This window comes from Acinetobacter thutiue (genome assembly GCF_030385805.1).
GTDB lineage: Bacteria > Pseudomonadota > Gammaproteobacteria > Pseudomonadales > Moraxellaceae > Acinetobacter > Acinetobacter corruptisaponis.
Genome location: NZ_JAUDZE010000004.1, coordinates 1 through 14,664 on the forward strand (window position 1 = coordinate 1; position 14,664 = coordinate 14,664).

A 14,664-nucleotide genomic window follows, 5' to 3' on the forward strand; every position below is an offset into this window, starting at 1 on the left:
GAGTATATTCACTACTACAATCATGAGCGTATCAAGATGAAATTAGGTGGATTGAGTCCTGTAGAGTACAGAACTCAATCCTTGTTTGCCGCTTAACTAACTGTCCAACTTTATGGGGTCAGTTCATTGGTGCGGGTTTTTCAAAATCAATTCAATCTTATAGACGAACCAATTCCACTACTTTTTCAGCAGCCTCTTCAACACTATCCGCTGTCACATCAGTATCTGTACCCTCTACAGCTGTCGTGATCACCACCACACCCGTTTCGCGTAACAAACTAATTTGTTCAACAGTCAAATTTGCTTTGGCTATCGCAACCACACCCTGTTGAATCAACAAACTTTCCAAAGCCAGAGCCTGTTCAATCAATTGCGCTGAAATACCAATCACCGCAGGTTTTTGACCCAAACGTGCCGCACGATCTTCCGCAGTGACAGGATTGCTATGCACCGTCCATTCAACTGCCGCTTCAACCATACCAGCGCCAACAGTCACATTGCTTAAACGGTCAATAAAGATAAATGAACCTGTGTAACGGCTATCCTGATATTGGTCAAACACCACTGGCGCATCAAATTCAATCACTACATCAGCAATCGCATTCAGCTCAAGCTCTTCAACCTGAGTATGCTCAAGTGTATTGACATTCACACGGAAGTTAATTTCAGTCACTTTGGCAGGAACAGTCTGTGTACCAATCTTCACATTGTACAGTTTGCCTTTGACCAAAGGATGCTCAGTCATCCACACCACTGATGCTCGTACAGAACGTGAAATCAAGGGTTGCTCGCCAGCACGGACTAAAACGTTACCACGGGAAATATCAATTTCATCATTCAGCGTTAAGGTCACCGCCTGACCTGCGATGGCTTGCTCAATGTTGCCATCAAAGGTCACAATCTCTTTGACCGTTGATTTTTTACCTGATGGCAATGCAACAATCTCATCACCCACATTGATTTCGCCCAGCGCAATCGTTCCAGCAAAGCCACGGAAATCAAGGTTTGGACGGTTTACATACTGAACAGGGAAACGGAATTCTTTTTTATTTGAATCACGTTTAATTTCCACTGACTCAAGAATGTTCATCAAGGTTTGACCCTTGTACCACGGCGTGCTTGCTGATGGATTCACCACATTATCGCCATTCAATGCCGAAATTGGCACAAACAGGATATTCTCTGGACGACGGTTGCCCAATTGGCTGACAAAGGCATCATATTCAACCTGAATTTCGTTGAAACGTGCTTCAGAGAACTCAACCAAGTCCATCTTGTTGATCGCGACCACGATATTTCGAATACCGAGCAAGCTTGCAATAAAGGTATGACGACGAGTTTGGGTTTGTACACCATAACGCGCATCAATCAAAATGATGGCAAGATCAGCCGTTGAAGCACCTGTTGCCATGTTACGGGTATATTGTTCATGTCCTGGGGTATCCGCGATAATAAACTTACGTTTCTCTGTAGAGAAATAACGGTAAGCGACATCAATGGTAATGCCCTGCTCACGTTCTGCCTGCAAGCCATCGACAAGCAAGGCAAGGTCAGGCGCATCGCCTGTGGTACCCACTTTTTTACTGTCACGGGTCACTGCCTGCAATTGATCTTCATAAATCAATTTTGAATCGTAAAGCAAACGCCCAATTAAGGTACTTTTACCATCATCGACATTACCGCAGGTCAGGAAACGCAACAGGTCTTTTTGTTCATGCTGTTTTAAGTATGCCAAGATATCCTGGCTAATCAAATCTGATTGGTGAGACATCGCTCAAACTCCACAATATTTTGAAATCGAATTTGCCAAGTAACTTAGAAATAGCCTTCCTGCTTTTTCTTTTCCATCGAGCCAGCCTCATCATGGTCAATCATACGACCCTGACGCTCTGAACTGGTGGCTAAAAGCATTTCCTGGATAATTTCTGGCAAGGTATCCGCTTCAGACTCAACCGCACCTGTTAATGGATAGCAGCCTAATGTACGGAAACGTACCGATTTCATTTGTGGAACTTCGCCCTCTTTTAAACGCATACGCTCATCATCCACCATGATCAACGTGCCACTACGCTCAACCACTGGACGAACCGCAGAGAAATAAAGAGGAACGATTTGAATATTTTCCAGATAGATATATTGCCAGATATCCAACTCAGTCCAGTTGGACAATGGGAACACACGAATGCTTTCACCTTTGTTCACTTTACCATTGTAAAGGTTCCAAAGTTCTGGACGCTGGTTTTTCGGATCCCAACGGTGCTTGGTATCACGGAATGAATAAACACGCTCTTTGGCACGTGATTTTTCCTCATCACGACGTGCACCACCAAAAGCGGCATCAAACTGGTATTTGTCCAACGCCTGCTTCAAACCTTGGGTTTTCATGATGTCGGTATATTTTGAGCTGCCGTGGTCAAATGGGTTGATCCCTGCATCACGCCCTTCCGCATTTTGATGCACGATCAGATCAAAACCATGTGTTTTTGCCATGTTGTCACGAAATGCAATCATGTCCTTAAATTTCCAGCCCGTATCTACATGCAGTAGTGGGAATGGAAGTTTGGCTGGATAGAATGCCTTTAATGCCAAGTGCAGCATTACTGCCGAGTCTTTACCAATCGAATAGAGCATGACTGGATTTTCAAATTCAGCAGCCACTTCACGAATAATGTGAATACTTTCAGCCTCAAGCTGCTTAAGGTGAGTAAGTCTATTATCAGTCATGAACACATCCCTCCTTATCCATGTTACCCATAAAATCTATAAGTGGTATTAAACCACCACTTGGAAGACCGTGTGGAGGAACGAGTGCCATAACAACTCCAATTTTTCGTGATATCAATATTCTGCCTAGCGGATAAATGATCCTGCTAGCAAAGGTTATCCATTATAATAATTTAGATCGAGTTTTTTAGCTTTTTTTTTCATATCAATATGCAAAATTATGATATGAAAATTATATTCAGGAATATAGATACAATAAATTTCACATGATTTTATATAACAGAAAGAAGCCTATACACGCTTCTTTCTAAATTGATTGATTTAGAAACCGAACATATTGCGTTCCAGTGGAATTTCAACTCCCACTGAAACACCACCATCACGGCCATTTAAATCAGAGTCGCTTACCCAGCCATTCACTTTCAGTGGAAGTGTAGGTTTTATATAATGTGTCCAGGTGAGGTCCAGCCCCTTAATGGTATCTTCTTTTGGAAATGCCGCATTAATGGCTAAATTGGACTGGTTTACTTTGGCATATAAGGCACGCCCACTTAGGCGGTTCATCACATCAAAGCGAATGTCACCACCAACAGAATACATCTGCCCATCTCCCCCCATTGCATGCCCTAATGGGAATCCATGCTGATAATAGCCATCTTTATACTGGTGATGACTATAAGAAATACCGCTCACCTGACCATTGGTACGTGTATCCGCCCATTCTGCATAAAGCTGGTAAGGTAAATTTTTATAGCTTGAAGAAAAATCGGCACCTGCCAAATATAAATATTTTGCAGGTAAACCACCAGCCTCATCTTCACCAACAAATTGAGTATATAAACTGATAGGGAGATTAAATAATGGCTGTAGCAATAAACGACCATCGAAACCAGCAATTTGGTTTGATGCATTGTCGTCACCTACACATCCACTCTCATCACATCCGTTATCTTTACCAATAACAGCATTCCAATATGCCTTAAAACTATTAGGCTGACCTTTCCCAGCAATCTGGATTGCACGTGAAGCACCAAGCTCCAGATAGGGTAAAGGTTGAGCAGTTAAACGTAAACCGATCAGTTTTGTATTTGGTACAGCTTTGTAATCGTCCAGTTGCCCTGCAAATGCCTGATATTGCCAAGGGCCAATCCATGACAGCCACTTCGTTTCAAAGGCATTCTGTACCGCACGCTGAGCGGTTAACCCGTAAACAGGACGGCTGGCATCACCACGAATCAGGCTTCCATCATGTCCTGGCCCCCAGTAAGTTGGGATTTGCCCAGCAATGATCCATTGATTCCAGAGTTTGCCCGCAAGATATGAGCCCTCGACATTGGCATCATGTCCATTATCAATCAATGGATCTTTTTCGCCATTGATACGAAGCTTTGCATCCCAGTTCTCACTGCCAGCATTAAACTCAGCCGCAACCTGATATTGTGATTTTTGATTATCGCCAAATGTTTGAGGAATGGTTTTTAAATCAGTACCAGCATGTAAACCAACCTTGGCTGGCGCATTATCTGCCTTTAGCGAATTAATGACTGAATTAACCACTTTTTGCTGGGTGTTATTACTGACTTTCGCCTGCGCCAAGGCACGTTGAATTTCATCACCACTTAATGGCCAGGTCGAGGTACTGATTTGGATTACATCCTGCTGGTTTAACCAGTTTAAATCGGTACGTAAATTTTCATCATTCAGCACTAAACCCTGAGCAAGGGTGATAGAAGAAAAGCAGGCAAATACCGCCATAGACAGTGATTTTTTCAAAAACATGCCAGAAATATTCTCAGATATATTTATGCAGGACATCATCGTTTTTTTATCTGCACTTTTCAATCATTAAACGAAACAATTACATTTTTTAACATCCAAACAAAAAGGCCACTTTTAAAAGCGGCCTTTTCAAGTATTTATAGGATTAAAAAATTAATCTTTACGACGCATATGTGGGAATAAAATCACGTCACGGATACTCGGCGCATCAGCAAAAAGCATAACCAAACGGTCAATACCAATTCCCTCACCTGCTGTAGGAGGCAGACCATATTCAAGTGCTTCCACAAACTCGGCATCATAATGCATGGCTTCATCATCACCCGCGTCTTTTTCAGCCACCTGTGCCTGAAAACGTTCAGCCTGATCAATCGGGTCGTTTAGCTCTGAGAAACCATTTGCCAACTCACGACCACCAATAAAGAATTCAAAACGATCAGTAATGTGTGGATTATCATCATTACGGCGTGCAAGCGGTGACGTTTCCGCTGGATATTCAGTAATGAATGTTGGCTGACGTAGTTTGGTTTCCACAGTCTCTTCAAACACGATGGTCTGTAATTTACCTAAACCAAAGCCAGGTTTCACTTGCTCTTTAAGCACTTCCTGAGTGAACTTCGCCAAAAACTCACGGTCATTGACATTTTCTGGTGTGAAATCAGGATTATGTTCAAGAATCGCATCAAACATTGAGATTTTCTTGAATGGACCTTTAAAGCTAAATACTTCGCCTTGATATGGCACATCAGTCGTACCCAGAATATCAAGGGCAAGCTTTTCAAGCATATTTTCGGTCAATGCCATCAGGTCTTTATAGTCAGCATAAGCCTGATAGAATTCAATCATGGTGAATTCAGGGTTATGGCGTGTTGAAACTCCCTCATTACGGAAGTTACGGTTAATTTCAAATACACGCTCGAAACCACCTACTACCAAACGCTTTAAGTAAAGCTCTGGTGCGATACGTAGGAACAACGGCATATCCAAAGCATTATGATGCGTTTCAAATGGACGAGCTGATGCTCCACCAGGAATCACATGCATCATTGGGGTTTCAACTTCCATGAAACGTTCATTACTTAGAAACGCACGAATCCCCGCCACAACCTTGGCACGAATTTCAAAAGTCTTACGGGTCTCTTCGTTGACGATCAGATCTAAATAACGTTTACGATATTTCGCTTCGGTATCGGTTAAACCGTGAAATTTATCTGGTAGTGGACGAAGTGACTTGGTCAGCAATTCAAACTGTTCAAGGTGTACATATAAATCACCTTTACCAGAACGCCCTATATAACCTTCAGCCGCAATAATATCGCCGAGATCCAGACTTTTGATTGTTTCCAAAGTTTCAGCTGGCAAACCTTTACGGTCAACATAAAGCTGGATACGACCTGTCATGTCCTGAATCACAATGAATGATCCACGGTTCAGCATGACACGACCCGCAACCTTTACATAGACTTTTTCAGCACCTTCAATCTGTGCCTTGTCCTGTTCCTTAAACTGTTCTTGCAGGTCAGCAGTATAATGCTCACGCTTAAATGTATTCGGCCAAGGACTCTTGCCAGTTTCCTTTGCAGTATCCTGAATTTGTTTTAATTTGGCATGACGCTGTGCGATTAAATCGTTTTCAGAAAGTGTTTGTTCAGAAGTCGATTGAGCGTTTTGTTGCGTCATCTCTGCCTCGGGTTAAGTAAAAATGAAGTGGCATAGAATAGCAGATCATGAGACGTTTTCGTATTATTTCAACTGAACAATTCAAAAAAATGAATATTTATCAATTTTAAATAGAATCGCCGTTTAATTAAGCCCTATCTATTGCGTGGCTTTCTAGTTATTTTTCCGCCAAGTGTTTAACCATCGCAAGTCCCTGATCAAAGCCTTTATTCATAAACTCGATATGTTCAGGCTGTACATCAACTTCTACATGCAGTTGGGTTTCGCCATCAAAGTCAAAGAGCATATATTTTTCCAATGCGCCTGCCCAAGCTTTCACCTCCTCACTTTCCAAATCCTCTTTTCCATCCTGAATCATGCCAAGATGCCTAAACACCACCTCTTTAGGCTCATCCAGACTTTCGATGGTGGAGACCATACCATTGCCCTTGCCATCACCAAAATAAGTTTTACCACCCACTTTCCAGTCGGTTTTCATGGTTGAGTCACAGGAAAAGAATTTTGTCCAGGTCTGGTAACTTTCAGGTGTCCAGAGTGTTTTCCAAACCTCCTCGGGAGAGGCGTAAATTCTGATGTTATAGGATAGGGTTTCCATGCGTTATTCTCCATTCTCATTGTGCCAATGATCATATCTTTATTCTGAATGTTTATTTTTTATACTACTATTTTTATGTAATTCGGTCTTTTTTTATTACACAAGTCATTATATTTTTCTAAAAATTAGAGTAATTGCTCAAATAACAAGACTTTCAGATGAATTTGCCATTCCACTTTTTGTATAAATCATTAAACTCTTGCATTTACTTTACTTAAATGTCGTTCTGCGTAAAAATCTAACTCCCGATCAACACAAGTTAGTTCATTGCAGCGATCGTAGCGACATTATGGAATAGTTTTACTGAAAGGCAACTTGAGCATACCTATCAGTTTGGAGAGTCACATGAAAAAATATCAATGTATCGTCTGTGGATGGATTTACGACGAAGCTGAAGGCTGGCCACAAGACGGCATTGCAGCAGGTACCAAATGGGAAGACATCCCAGATGACTGGACTTGCCCAGATTGCGGCGTTTCAAAAGCTGATTTTGAAATGGTTGAAATCTAAATAGATCGAAAAGACCATGACATGATCATGGTCTTTTTTTTCCTGTAATGTGTTTTAAGTGAAAAAAATATTGGAGAATATAATGCATCCTATCATCATCATTGGATCAGGTATGGCGGGTTACACCGTTGCGCGAGAATTTCGTAAACTCAGTCCTGAACAGGAACTGGTTATGATCTGTGCGGATGATGCGGTGAATTATGCAAAACCAACATTATCCAATGCGTTTGCGGGCAATAAGGCACCTGAACAAATTGCTTTGGGCGATGCCGCAAAAATGGCAACCCAGTTGAACATGCGTATTGAGGCAGCAACCTGGGTCAAGGAAATCAATGCTGAAAGCCATGAAATCACATTGGAAAAAAATGGTGAAACCATTACTCAACCCTATTCAAAACTCGTTTTGGCTGTGGGTGCCAATCCAATCCGTTTAGCCATTGCAGGTGATGGTAGCGATGATATTCATGTGGTGAACTCACTGACTGATTACCGTACATTCCGTGAAAACCTGTCAAAACGTAAAGACAAGCGTGTGGTTATTTTGGGTGCGGGCTTGATTGGCTGTGAATTTGCCAATGACTTACTTCACAGTAACTACGATGTCACCGTGATCGACCTTGCCCCACAGCCACTGGGCCGTTTGTTACCAAACCATGTTGCGGAAGCGTTTAAAACCAATTTAGAGCAGGCGGGCATTAAATTCGCCCTTTCAACCACTGTTGAAAAAGTGACCAAGATCAATGATGGCGAAGACTATGCGGTCACATTGGCCAATGGTCAGACCTTGGTCGCTGACATCGTTCTTTCAGCAATTGGTTTACAGCCAAATATTGCACTGGCAAAAGAAGCAAATATCCAGACCAGTCGTGGCATCATTACCAATACCCTATTGGAAACCAGCCAGCCTGACATCTATGCGGTGGGTGACTGTGCTGAGGTGAATGGAACATTGCTGCCATTCGTCATGCCAATCATGCAACAGGCCCGTGCCTTGGCAAAAACACTGAGTGGTCAAAATACCAATGTCCATTATCCTGCAATGCCAGTTGCGGTAAAAACACCTGCTGCACCGCTGACTGTTTTACCTGCACCACTGGATGTTGAGGTGAACTGGGAAACTGAAGAGTTTGATGACGGTATGCTTGCCAAAGCAGCAGATGGTCAAGGCACCTTAAGAGGTTTTGTGCTGTTGGGGGCAACCGCAGGTAAACAGCGCTTAACCTTAACCAAACTCGTTCCTGACTTGATTCCTGCACAGGTTTAGGGTTTAAATACCAGAGTTTGTTGTGAAATGAATGTCCAGCAAACTCTGACCCTGTATTTATAAAAAAAATTCAACACGGAACGAATGCCATGAACAGTGCTCTACAATTTAACATGTCGCCTTATGCACCTTTTATGCAGGAAACCAAAGTCACTTTGGGCAATGGCATTGAATTGCATGTAGAGATGGGCGGCAATCCTGAACACCCAACCATTCTACTAATCATGGGTTTGGGTGCACAAATGCTGTTCTGGCCTGACTTCTTTTGTAAATCACTGATTGATCAAGGCTTTAGAGTTATCCGTTTTGACAACCGTGATATTGGCTTATCTTCCAAGGTCCGCAACAAGGAACGCCAACGCCTCAACACCATGAAGCTGATGAGCCGCTTTATGGTCGGTCTTGGCAATGAGGGAGCACTCTATACCCTGTATGACATGGCAGATGATGTTGCCATGCTGATTGACCAGTTGGGTATAGAGAAAACCTATATTCTTGGTGCATCCATGGGTGGCATGATTTCACAGATTGTTGCGGCAAAATATCCAGAAAAAATTGAAAAAGTGGGCTTGCTGTTTACCAGTAACAACCAGCCTTTTCTACCACCACCTTATCCAAAACAGATTTTAAGCCTACTGGGCAAACCACCAGCGCATGACGAGGAAACCATTGTCAATCACAGCCTAAAAGTATTTCACATCATTGGATCACCAGGTTATGTGAACCAGGTTGAGGCAATTCAAACCATTCGCAAGCTATATCGTCGTAGTTTTTACCCAGCGGGTGTACTTCAACAGTTTTTAGCAATATTATGTACGGGTTCCCTGTTGCCATTAAACAGGAACATTACCCAACCGACCTTGGTGGTTCATGGTTCAAGAGACCGTTTGCTGCCCCCAAGTCACGGAAAAGCTGTAGCAAAAGCGATTTCTGGTGCTAAGTTTGAATTAATTCAAGGAATGGGGCATGATATTCCAGCACATTTCATTCCACAACTTAGCGGTTTGTTTGCTCATCATTTTAGATCATCACACTAGGACACTATGGCTGCATTACCCTCATTAAGACAGCTATCATATTTAGTTACGTTGTCAGAAACTTTACATTTTACCGAAGCAGCACGCCGTTCATTTGTTACCCAGTCAACACTGTCGGGTGGCATCATGGAACTGGAGCGCTTATTAGGTGGCGTCTTAGTTGAGCGTGATCGTCAAAACGTCCGTTTAACCCCTTTAGGTGAGCAGGTTGTCGCAAGGGCCCGTGTATTATTGGCCGATGCGCAGGACCTGATGCGTTTAAGCCGTGAAATGAGCGAACCTTTAACAGGTGACCTGCATCTTGGCATCATCCCAACCATTGCACCCTTTATCCTGACCCAGCTTTTGGATGAAGTGCACCAGCAGTTGCCAAAAATTCAACTCCATTTGCATGAGGCTCAAAGCGAGAAGATTGTAGAGAAACTGGAACATGGCAATCTGGACATGATTGTGCTTGCGCTGCCTTTTGATACGCGTAGCTTAAAGGTTGTCGAAATTGCCAAAGAGCATTTATTCCTTGTCTACAACAAGAAAGATAAAAATGCGGCCAATGCAAATTCCCTAGATGATCTGGATTTGTCCCGCCTTATGCTGCTGGAAGAAGGTCATTGTTTGCGTGACCATGCCCTCAGTGCCTGTCCTGTGGGTGAACGCAAGAATGACCACCGTTTAAAGGCAAGTTCACTACCAACCTTGGTGGAAATGGTCTCTTCAGACCTAGGCTTTACTTTATTGCCTGAAATTGCATTGAAGAACAGCATGATTCATTTCAATGAAGATATTGAAGTGAAATCAATTGAAGATGCTCCAAGCCGCATCCTTGCCTTAGTGACGCGTAAGAGCACACCACTGCAAAGTGAGTTTGATGTGATTCTGCAAATCTTGCAAAAAATCACTGCACATTTGGAATAATCAATACTTTGGGCGAATTCACTTCGCCCCTACTTGATCTCTAATAAATTTACCTGCTCAACCTGAACATCACTCATACGCTGCCCTTGATCAAGTAACTGATCAAAATAGGCTTCCACCACTTTTGCCTGATCAGCGGTATTCTCAACCTTATACATATTCTGGCGAAATTCATTACTTGAACGTAAACCCTTGGTGTACCAGGCAATATGCTTACGGGCAATACGGCAACCAGAATACTCACCATAGAACTGATAGAGTTCAGCAAGATGCCCAAGCAGAACCGTTTTTACCTCGGCAATATCAGGTGCAGCCAGATGTTCGCCAGTTTTTAGATAATGCGCAATTTCCCGAAAAATCCACGGTCTTCCCTGTGCGGCCCGTCCAACCATAATCGCATCTGCACCTGTATAGTCCAGCACATATTTGGCTTTTTCAGGACTATCAATGTCACCATTGGCAACTAAGGGAATATTGATCATTTGCTTAACTTGCTTAATCAACTCATAACGGGCTGTATTTAAATACATATCCTCACGGGTACGGCCATGCAGGGCCAAGGCTGCAATGCCTGCCTGTTCAGCTCGTTTTGCCACACGTAGGATATTTTCCTGACCATTCAGAAAACCCAGACGAGTTTTTAAGGTAACAGGAACATCTACTGCGGCAACCACGGTATCTAAAATACGAGCAACGAGGTCTTCATCTTGTAGCAAAGCCGAACCAGCAAGCTTGTTACAGACTTTTTTGGCTGGGCAGCCCATATTGATATCAACAATTTGAGCACCATTGGCAACCTGATAACGTGCTGCCTCGGCTAATTCAAACGGGTCAGAACCTGCGATTTGTGCGGAGATGGGTGCAAGCTCACCATCAAAATTGGCCCGATATAAACTCTTTTTGCTCATACGCAGGGTTTTGTCAGCCGTCATCATTTCACTGACCGCATGCCCTGCCCCGAAGTACTTGCATAATGAACGGAATGGCCTGTCAGTGACACCTGCCATAGGGGCAACAATCAAATTATTTGACAGCTGGTATGAGCCAATATACATATATTTTCTTACAAATTCTGATCAACATAGTATACTTCATTCGCCCATTTGACTCATCTTTTTATGCGGTGTTGTCCTGATTATGAACAAATCGTTCCCAGCTCGTCCTTTATTTAAAACCTTTAGCATCATTGCAGCCTGCATCAGTCTCAGTGCCTGCGGTGACAATGCATGGTGGTCGAATGGCAAAGAACCTGAAATGGAAGCAGAGCAGATTAAGAAAGTCATTCCAGCGCGTGTGAATGACCGACAGTCCTGGGCACAAGATATTTTCGACATTATGCAGGAACTCAGTATTCCGAAAACCAAGCAGAATGTGTGTAGTGTGGTCGCTGTGGTTGATCAGGAATCAAATTTTGTTGCCGACCCTGCCGTGCCTGGACTGGGTGAAAAAGCGGTACAGGAAATTAACAGCCGTTTAAAGGAAAAGTTTGAGGCCAAACTGGGTGAAACCATTGGTGGAACAGTGGCGGAGTATTTTGAAGATGTGCTGAAAAACCAGCCCTCACCAGAAAACAATTACATGAGCCAAATGCGTAAGGTCAAAACCGAACGCGAGCTGGATTTACTCTATCGTGAAATTTTTGACTATATGTCCAAACATTACCATGTCAGTGCATTAACAGGTGCTGCAAAACTGGTGGGTCAGGATATTGGTGAAAAGATGAATCCAATTACCACATTGGGTTCCATGCAGGTTCATATCAACTATGCCAAAGAACATAAACGCCAAAGCGGCAATATCGCTGAACTACGCAATGATCTTTATACCCAATACGGCGGTCTATATTATGGTATTCACCGTTTAATGGAATACCCTGCCGATTATGACAAGGCCATCTATCGTTTCGCAGACTATAACTCAGGCATGTATTCCAGTCGAAATGCGGCTTTTCAGAGTATGCTGAATGCACTGACCAAAACTGAAATCAGTCTAGATGGCGACTTACTGCTCTATACCAAGAATGGTGATATCAGGGCAACCCAAAGCCAGACAGAGAAAGAGCTTATTGCAATTTTTGCACAAAATAACATTCTGGTGACACCACGCCAGATTCGTACTGACTTAAAAAAAGAAAAAGAGAAAAAATTTGAGGATACCCAAACCTATTTAGCGGTACAAAAGCTTTACCAGAACAAAACTCATAAAGAACCAGTTTATGCAGTCATGCCGCAGGTGGTGATTTCAGGTCCCAAACTCAGTCGTGACTACAACACCAATTGGTTCGCAAGCCGTGTAAATGGACGATATGAAACATGCATGCAAAGAGCGAAACACATAAAACTTTAAATCTTGCCTTATTTGATTTTGATGGGACACTTTATCCCAAGGACAGTTTTACTGGATTTATTTTTTATACGCTTTCAAAACGACATATCGTAAAAAAAGGCTTGAAAATCCTACCTTGGATTCAGGCCTATTATTTAAAGCTATACCCTGCCCATGCGATGCGACCACGCTTGTTTCAGAGCATGTTTAAGGGCATTGCAGCAGATTTCGTACAAAATTTGGCACAGGAATATGCACACCAGCTTATTCAAAATTTAGATCAGAACTTATTGCAACAACTTCGCCTGCACCAACAACAGGGTGATCACATTGTGCTGGTTTCGGCTTCGGTTGATCTTTATCTTGTGCCAATCTGTGAGTTTCTGAATATCGAATTAATCTGTACAGCAACAGAAATTAAGAATGGCCTGCTGACAGGTCATTACAGTTCCGAAGACTGTAGCTGTGAACAGAAGAAACTCCGCATTTTACAGAAATATAATCTGGCTGATTATGGGTTTGTCTATGCTTACGGAAATAGTGAGGAAGATCTAGATATGCTCTCACTCGCCGATTTTGCCTATATGATGGGGACAGAAAATCCCTTGCCTGAATTAAAGCAAAAAGAAGTGATGCTTTGGCAAAATTTAAAGCAGATATAAAAAACCTGAGTTAATCAGGCTTTTTTTATATGGTAATTTAGTAAATCGCCATATGGTCACGGTGAATCATTTCTAGAGAACGAGCCTCGCCCAGAACCTGATAGACTTTTTCTGATGATAAACCCTTGATCATTTCGGCTGAACGGGAGCTGAAATTCACACGTCCCACTGCAATACGACCACCATGTTTATCAACACACTCCACCACGTCACCACGATCAAAATGACCTTCAATCGCTTTAACACCAACAGGTAACAAACTACGATGCTTAAGTTTGATCGCTTCAACCGCGCCATCATCAATCACTAAACGACCTGCTGTTTGTAAATGCGCCGCCAACCATTGTTGATGCGCCGTAACACGGTCATTGTCTGTGGTAAACAATGTTCCCAGCATTTCACCAGCCATCAGGCGAGCAAGCACATTTTCACTTTCACCACTGGCAATCAGGGTTGGACAACCTGATCTTGCAGCAAGACGTGCGGCACGCACCTTGGTCACCATACCACCACGACCAAGTACACCGCCACCGCCTGCCATTTCAAACAGACTGTCATCCAGTGCCCGAACCGCAGAGAACAGTTTGGCATTTGGGTTGCTGCGAGGGTCAGAGTCGAACATGCCCTGCTGATCAGTTAGGATAATCAATAGTTCCGCCTGAACCTGTCCCGCCACCATTGCAGCCAAGGTATCATTGTCACCAAAACGGATTTCATCAGTTGAAACCGTGTCATTTTCATTGATGACAGGAATCACGCGCCAGTCAATCAGGTTTTGCAAGGCATCACAGGAATTGAGGTAACGGCGGCGATCAGCGAGATCATCATGCGTGAGTAGAACCTGTGCGGTTTGAATACCATGCTGATCCAGTACGCTTGACCATGTATGAATCAAGCCCATTTGACCAATGGCGGCACAGGCCTGCAAACTGGGTAGATCGGTGGGTCGACTCGCAAGTTTCATGCGTACCATCCCTTCTGCCACTGCACCTGAGGACACGAGTATGATTTCATGTCCAGCACTGTGTAGATTTGCAATCTGTTTCGCCCAGTGCGAAATTGCATTTAAATCTAGACCTTGCCCATTTGCAGTGAGTAAAGATGATCCGATTTTAACAACGATTCGTTTACACGCATTGAGCTGACGTTGCCCATCGACCACTTCTATCATTTTTT

Annotated in this window: 15 protein-coding genes; 7 read left to right on the forward strand and 8 right to left on the reverse strand. The window is 43.1% G+C overall.

What is annotated here, in order from left to right; translation table 11 throughout:
• A partial coding sequence (locus QTA56_RS10345; protein WP_267981085.1) for an IS3 family transposase occupies positions 1 to 96 on the forward strand: 96 nt, incomplete at its 5' end.
• 61 nt (positions 97 to 157) lie between these two features.
• On the opposite strand, the gene cysN is transcribed toward QTA56_RS10345, so the two are convergent.
• The 6 genes from cysN to QTA56_RS10375 all read right to left on the reverse strand — a co-directional run bounded on the left by cysN (position 158) and on the right by QTA56_RS10375 (position 6,778).
• The gene (cysN, locus tag QTA56_RS10350) at positions 158 to 1,771 is read right to left on the reverse strand and encodes a sulfate adenylyltransferase subunit CysN (protein WP_267980882.1); all 1,614 of its coding nucleotides are present in this window, start codon (positions 1,769 to 1,771) and stop codon (positions 158 to 160) included.
• Positions 1,772 to 1,815: 44 nt separating this feature from the next.
• Positions 1,816 to 2,724 (reverse strand): sulfate adenylyltransferase subunit CysD, encoded by a 909-nt coding sequence (gene cysD, locus QTA56_RS10355; protein WP_004755735.1) that lies wholly within the window; start codon positions 2,722 to 2,724, stop codon positions 1,816 to 1,818.
• Positions 2,717 to 2,815 (reverse strand): hypothetical protein, encoded by a 99-nt coding sequence (locus QTA56_RS10360; protein WP_004677999.1) that lies wholly within the window; start codon positions 2,813 to 2,815, stop codon positions 2,717 to 2,719. Before QTA56_RS10360 ends, cysD begins: the two co-directional genes overlap by 8 nt.
• A 230-nt stretch (positions 2,816 to 3,045) precedes the next feature.
• Complete coding sequence (locus QTA56_RS10365) at positions 3,046 to 4,503, reverse strand: capsule assembly Wzi family protein (protein ID WP_267980883.1); 1,458 nt, start codon at positions 4,501 to 4,503, stop codon at positions 3,046 to 3,048.
• Between the two features lie 153 nt (positions 4,504 to 4,656).
• Positions 4,657 to 6,183, reverse strand: a complete 1,527-nt coding sequence (gene lysS / locus QTA56_RS10370; protein WP_267980884.1) for a lysine--tRNA ligase — start codon at positions 6,181 to 6,183, stop codon at positions 4,657 to 4,659.
• Between the two features lie 157 nt (positions 6,184 to 6,340).
• Complete coding sequence (locus tag QTA56_RS10375; protein ID WP_267980885.1) at positions 6,341 to 6,778, reverse strand: SRPBCC family protein; 438 nt, start codon at positions 6,776 to 6,778, stop codon at positions 6,341 to 6,343.
• A gap of 345 nt (positions 6,779 to 7,123) precedes the next feature.
• On the opposite strand from QTA56_RS10375, the gene rubA reads away from it, so the two are divergent.
• The 4 genes from rubA (at position 7,124) to oxyR (ending at position 10,501) form a co-directional block, all read left to right on the forward strand.
• A complete protein-coding gene (gene rubA, locus QTA56_RS10380) occupies positions 7,124 to 7,288 on the forward strand; it encodes a rubredoxin RubA (protein WP_004678010.1) in 165 nt (54 codons plus the stop codon).
• Positions 7,289 to 7,370: 82 nt separating this feature from the next.
• Positions 7,371 to 8,552, forward strand: coding sequence for a rubredoxin reductase RubB (rubB, locus tag QTA56_RS10385; protein ID WP_267980886.1), 1,182 nt, complete (start codon positions 7,371 to 7,373; stop codon positions 8,550 to 8,552).
• Positions 8,553 to 8,641: 89 nt separating this feature from the next.
• Positions 8,642 to 9,589 carry an alpha/beta fold hydrolase gene (locus tag QTA56_RS10390; protein WP_267980887.1) on the forward strand — a complete coding sequence of 316 codons (948 nt, stop codon included), beginning with the start codon at positions 8,642 to 8,644 and terminating at the stop codon, positions 9,587 to 9,589.
• Between the two features lie 6 nt (positions 9,590 to 9,595).
• Positions 9,596 to 10,501 carry a LysR family transcriptional regulator OxyR gene (gene oxyR / locus QTA56_RS10395; protein WP_267980888.1) on the forward strand — a complete coding sequence of 302 codons (906 nt, stop codon included), beginning with the start codon at positions 9,596 to 9,598 and terminating at the stop codon, positions 10,499 to 10,501.
• Positions 10,502 to 10,530: 29 nt separating this feature from the next.
• Here the strand turns inward: oxyR and dusB are convergent, their stop codons facing one another.
• Positions 10,531 to 11,556 (reverse strand): tRNA dihydrouridine synthase DusB, encoded by a 1,026-nt coding sequence (gene dusB, locus QTA56_RS10400; RefSeq protein WP_267980889.1) that lies wholly within the window; start codon positions 11,554 to 11,556, stop codon positions 10,531 to 10,533.
• 82 nt (positions 11,557 to 11,638) lie between these two features.
• Between dusB and QTA56_RS10405 the strand changes: the two genes are divergently transcribed.
• Both QTA56_RS10405 and QTA56_RS10410 read left to right on the forward strand, forming a co-directional pair.
• Positions 11,639 to 12,847, forward strand: a complete 1,209-nt coding sequence (locus tag QTA56_RS10405; RefSeq protein WP_267980890.1) for a DUF1615 domain-containing protein — start codon at positions 11,639 to 11,641, stop codon at positions 12,845 to 12,847.
• Positions 12,814 to 13,488 (forward strand): HAD-IB family hydrolase, encoded by a 675-nt coding sequence (locus QTA56_RS10410; protein ID WP_267980891.1) that lies wholly within the window; start codon positions 12,814 to 12,816, stop codon positions 13,486 to 13,488. Before QTA56_RS10405 ends, QTA56_RS10410 begins: the two co-directional genes overlap by 34 nt.
• A 37-nt stretch (positions 13,489 to 13,525) precedes the next feature.
• Here QTA56_RS10410 and proB read toward each other — a convergent pair whose 3' ends face one another.
• Positions 13,526 to 14,659, reverse strand: a complete 1,134-nt coding sequence (gene proB, locus QTA56_RS10415) for a glutamate 5-kinase (protein WP_267980892.1) — start codon at positions 14,657 to 14,659, stop codon at positions 13,526 to 13,528.
• Positions 14,660 to 14,664: the final 5 nt, after the last annotated feature.

Excerpts from the sequence above, each read along its gene's own strand:
- oxyR (WP_267980888.1), top strand. The coding sequence starts at position 9,596 with ATGGCTGCATTACCCTCATTAAGACAGCTATCATATTTAGTTACGTTG.
- cysN (WP_267980882.1), bottom strand. The coding sequence starts at position 1,771 with ATGTCTCACCAATCAGATTTGATTAGCCAGGATATCTTGGCATACTTA.
- rubB (WP_267980886.1), top strand. The coding sequence starts at position 7,371 with ATGCATCCTATCATCATCATTGGATCAGGTATGGCGGGTTACACCGTT.
- lysS (WP_267980884.1), bottom strand. The coding sequence starts at position 6,183 with ATGACGCAACAAAACGCTCAATCGACTTCTGAACAAACACTTTCTGAA.
- cysD (WP_004755735.1), bottom strand. The coding sequence starts at position 2,724 with ATGACTGATAATAGACTTACTCACCTTAAGCAGCTTGAGGCTGAAAGT.
- QTA56_RS10405 (WP_267980890.1), top strand. The coding sequence starts at position 11,639 with ATGAACAAATCGTTCCCAGCTCGTCCTTTATTTAAAACCTTTAGCATC.
- rubA (WP_004678010.1), top strand. The coding sequence starts at position 7,124 with ATGAAAAAATATCAATGTATCGTCTGTGGATGGATTTACGACGAAGCT.
- proB (WP_267980892.1), bottom strand. The coding sequence starts at position 14,659 with ATGATAGAAGTGGTCGATGGGCAACGTCAGCTCAATGCGTGTAAACGA.
- QTA56_RS10375 (WP_267980885.1), bottom strand. The coding sequence starts at position 6,778 with ATGGAAACCCTATCCTATAACATCAGAATTTACGCCTCTCCCGAGGAG.
- QTA56_RS10365 (WP_267980883.1), bottom strand. The coding sequence starts at position 4,503 with ATGTTTTTGAAAAAATCACTGTCTATGGCGGTATTTGCCTGCTTTTCT.
- QTA56_RS10360 (WP_004677999.1), bottom strand. The coding sequence starts at position 2,815 with ATGGCACTCGTTCCTCCACACGGTCTTCCAAGTGGTGGTTTAATACCA.
- dusB (WP_267980889.1), bottom strand. The coding sequence starts at position 11,556 with ATGTATATTGGCTCATACCAGCTGTCAAATAATTTGATTGTTGCCCCT.
- QTA56_RS10410 (WP_267980891.1), top strand. The coding sequence starts at position 12,814 with ATGCATGCAAAGAGCGAAACACATAAAACTTTAAATCTTGCCTTATTT.
- QTA56_RS10390 (WP_267980887.1), top strand. The coding sequence starts at position 8,642 with ATGAACAGTGCTCTACAATTTAACATGTCGCCTTATGCACCTTTTATG.